The 3,732-nt window shown below is 61.3% G+C and carries 5 protein-coding genes; all 5 read left to right on the top strand.

Annotated features, from left to right (window positions below; translation table 11 throughout):
• Positions 1–439: 4Fe-4S dicluster domain-containing protein (locus tag PHF15_RS16720; RefSeq protein ID WP_300122985.1), on the top strand; the 439-nt coding region annotated here is incomplete at its 5' end.
• An 18-nt stretch (positions 440–457) separates the two neighbouring features.
• Positions 458–1,399 carry a DmsC/YnfH family molybdoenzyme membrane anchor subunit gene (locus tag PHF15_RS16715; RefSeq protein ID WP_300122983.1) on the top strand — a complete coding sequence of 314 codons (942 nt, stop codon included), beginning with the start codon at positions 458–460 and terminating at the stop codon, positions 1,397–1,399.
• A gap of 53 nt (positions 1,400–1,452) precedes the next feature.
• A complete protein-coding gene (locus tag PHF15_RS16710) occupies positions 1,453–2,442 on the top strand; it encodes a sulfite exporter TauE/SafE family protein (protein WP_300122981.1) in 990 nt (329 codons plus the stop codon).
• A 13-nt stretch (positions 2,443–2,455) separates the two neighbouring features.
• A complete protein-coding gene (locus tag PHF15_RS16705; RefSeq protein ID WP_300122980.1) occupies positions 2,456–2,884 on the top strand; it encodes a hypothetical protein in 429 nt (142 codons plus the stop codon).
• Positions 2,885–2,886: 2 nt separating this feature from the next.
• The gene (locus PHF15_RS16700; protein WP_300122979.1) at positions 2,887–3,732 is read left to right on the top strand and encodes a universal stress protein; all 846 of its coding nucleotides are present in this window, start codon (positions 2,887–2,889) and stop codon (positions 3,730–3,732) included.

Below are 3,732 nucleotides of genomic sequence, written 5' to 3'. Positions count from 1 at the left end.
CATTGTGCTGGTCGACTACGACAAGTGTATTGGCTGCAAATACTGCAGCTGGGCCTGCCCCTATGGTGCGCGCGAGTTCGATGAAGAGCGCAAGGTCATGACCAAGTGCACGCTGTGTGTCGACCGCGTCACCGACACCAAGCTGCCCGAGCCCGAGCGCAAGCCCGCCTGCGTGCTGGCCTGTCCGGCCAACGCCCGGCTCTTCGGCGACGTGCACGACCCCGAGTCGGTGGTCTCCAGGGCCATTGCCGAGCGTGGTGGTTACCAGCTCATGCCCGAGTGGGGCACACGCCCGGCCAACCATTACCTGCCGCGGCGCAAGACCGAAATCCGCATTCACCCCGAAGACCTGGAGCGCGTCGACAATCCGCTCAAGCTGGATGGCAAACAACCCGATTACGCCGGCCGTGGTGCGGGGCGTGAAGACTTCGCAACCTGAACCTCGGATGAACTTACGATGCAACCCGCTTTTTCTGTGATCTTTCTAACCACGCTTGCCGGTGCGGCACAAGGGTTGTTCCTGGCCCTGTACGCCACCGAGATCAGCGGTTTGGGGGCGCTTTCTGCACCAGACAGCCAGCAGTTCCTGGCAATGGCCAGCGCCGTGGCCCTGGTGCTGACCGGCTTGGGCCTGCTGGCCTCGTTTTTTCACCTGGGGCACCCCGAGCGTGCCTGGCGCTCAGCGACCATGTGGCGTACCTCCTGGCTGGCGCGCGAGGTGATTGCCTTGCCACTGTTCATGCTGGGCCTGTTTTTGTATGGCGGCGCGCATTGGACTGGCGTTGGCAGCACAAAATTGATCGGCGCGGTGACCGTGCTGCTGTGTCTGGCGCTGTTCGTGGCCACGGCCATGATCTATGCCTCTGTGCGCTTTTTGCAGGAGTGGGCCAGTCCGCTGACACTCGTCAACTACCTGCTGCTGGGCTGCGCCTCGGGGCTGACGCTGGCCACGCTGCTGGCCGCCAGCATGGGCATGTCCGCGCTGGTCACGTCCTATGCTTTTGCCGCGGCCGCGCTCACGCTGCTGGCCTGGGTCACGCGCAGTGCCTCGCTCATGCGCAACGCCCGGCTCAAGCCCAAGTCAACCCTGCAAAGCGCCATTGGCATCAAGCACCCGCGTATCGTGCAAAAGGCGCAGGGTTTCATGGGTGGCTCGTTCAACACCCGTGAGTTCTTTCATAGCCGCAGTGCCCAACTGTTGCGTTCGGTCAAATGGGCGTTTTTGCTGCTGGTGTTTCCGCTGCCGCTCCTGAGTCTGATGCTGGGCGTCAACACGGCCTCGACCGTGCTGTTGTTCCTGGCCTTTGCGCTGCAGTACCTGGGATTGCTGGTCGAGCGCTGGTTCTTTTTTGCGCAGGCCAACCACCCGCAAAATCTGTACTATCAGACCATTTCCTGATGCAGTTTTTTATGTGCCACCCGTCATTGCGAGCAAAGCGCGGCAATCCAGGCATGGATCGCCACGTTGCTGCGCTACTCGCGATGACGATTCGGGGGGGCTGTGCCGCGCTGAGTCGGGTTTGCTTGCTGCTTGGCACCACCCTGCTCATGGCCTTGCCTGCACACGCCGCCGACAGTGTGGTGCCCGCCAGTACCATGCCCTGGTGGTTCTGGCCGTTGGCGCTGTTTGTCACCTGTTTCCTGATCGGTATTGTGGCCGTGCCCGCGGGTATTGGCGGGGGCACGCTGTTTGTGCCCATCGTTGGTGGATTTTTTCCGTTTCACCTCGACTTTGTGCGCGGTGCCGGTTTGCTGGTCGCCCTGGCCAGCGCGCTGGCGGCGGGGCCCATGCTGTTGCGCGGCGGGCTGGCCAGTGTGCGGCTGGCGCTGCCGCTGGCCTTGCTGGCCAGCATCAGTGCCATTTTTGGCGCCATGTTGGGTCTGGCGCTACCGCCAGCAGCGGTTCAAATTACTTTGGGGTTGATGGTGCTGGGCATCGTGGCACTCATGCTGGTCAGCAAAAAATCTGAAATCCCGCATGCCACACGCCCCGACCGCTTGTCCTGCGCACTGGGAATCCACGGCATCTTCATTGACGGCGCCTCGGGCGCTACAAATACCTGGCAGGCCCAACATACGCCCCTGGGCTTGCTGCTGTTTTCAGGAATTGGTTTGTTGGGTGGCATGTTTGGTATCGGTGCGGGCTGGGCCAATGTGCCTGTGCTCAATGTCTTGATGGGCATCCCCCTGAAGGTGGCAGCAGGGACATCGGGTTTGGTTCTTTCCCTGGCAAGTTCTTCGGCCAGTTGGTACTACCTGAACGAAGGTGCCGTCCTGCCCATGGTCGCCGTTCCATCGGTGGTCGGTATGATGCTCGGTGCTCGCATTGGTGCCCGTTTGTTGCACATTCTCAAGGGCTCGGTGATCCGCAAAATGGTCATTACCTTGTTGCTGTTTGCCGGCGTGCGTGCTCTGCTCAAGGGCCTCGGGATCTGGGGCTGAAAGCTGACAAATAATGAATAACACCACCCCGTCCCATGCCCTGCAGCAGGAGGAGGAAGCCTTGCGCTACGCTTTCCTGCTCGAATGGGGCTCGCACATCGGGCTTTTTGCCTTGGTCATCAGTTTTGTCGCTTACCTCTTTGGCATGCTGAGCCCCCATGTGCCCCTGGAACAGTTGCCCGGGGTCTGGAGCCTGCCGGTGGCCACCTACCTTGAAAAAACCACCACACCCACCGGCTGGGGATGGCTGGCCCTGGCCGGCAAGGGTGACCTGTCCAACCTGATTGGCATTGCATTGCTGGTAGGCTGTTCGCTGCCGCCCTTGCTGGGTTTGATCCCTTTGTATCTGAAACGGCGTGACTACCTATATGCCGGCTTGTGCGCCCTGATCGTGCTGGTTTTGCTGCTGGCCGCCTCGGGCCTTTTGACAGGAGGTCACTGACCATGGCGCAATTGTTCACCCGCTTGCTGCTGGCCACCGAGCACAGCGAATATGACACCGGTGCCGAGGCCATGGGTTTTGCCCTGGCCCGGCGTTGCCAGTTGCCGCTGGCCACCGTGCTGCCGCTGGTCAGCAACCCAGAATATGAAGCCATTGCGCCACAACTTGCCGCGCAGGCTGAGCGTGAGGCCGCGGCAAAGATTGCCGAATTGCGCGACCAAGCCCGGGCGGCAGGGGTGAGCATTGACTTGCATTTGCGCCGTGGCCCGGAGCCCTACCAGGAAATTGTCGACGAAGCCGTTGTGCAGAACAGCGATGTGATCATTATTCGGCGCCGCGGCAAGCGCAGTTTTCTGGCCAACCTGATGGTTGGCGAGATGGTCAGCAAAGTGGTGGCGCACGCGCCTTGCCATGTGCTGATCGTGCCGCGTGAGGCACGCCTGTGGCAGCAACGTGTGCTGGTGGCCGCCGAGGCGACCGCCCAGGGCCGACAAATTGTCGCCACCGGCATTGCCGTGGCGGCCCAGTGTGGCCTGCCACTGCATTTGGTGACGGTGGTACCCGTTGAAGCCTTGAGATCCGAGGCAGATGCCTTTGTCATTGAAATGATCAAACTGGCACAGGCGCGAGATGTGGCGGCCCGGGGCGAAGTCAGGGTTGGAAATGCCTACAAGGAAATCCTGGCTGCAAAAGCGGCGTGCCAAGCCGACCTGATCGTGATGGGCAGCCGCGGCGAGGCACGGCTCGGCCGCGCGATGGTTGGTGGTGTGGCGCAAAAGGTGATGGGGCTTGCCGCACAACCGGTTCTGGTTTTGAATTTTTTAATGTTCCAGGGAGATTTAACATGA

Source organism: Rhodoferax sp. (assembly GCF_028689295.1).
Classification (GTDB): Bacteria; Pseudomonadota; Gammaproteobacteria; order Burkholderiales; family Burkholderiaceae_C; genus Rhodoferax.
This window is presented reverse-complemented; position numbering and strand designations above follow the sequence as displayed.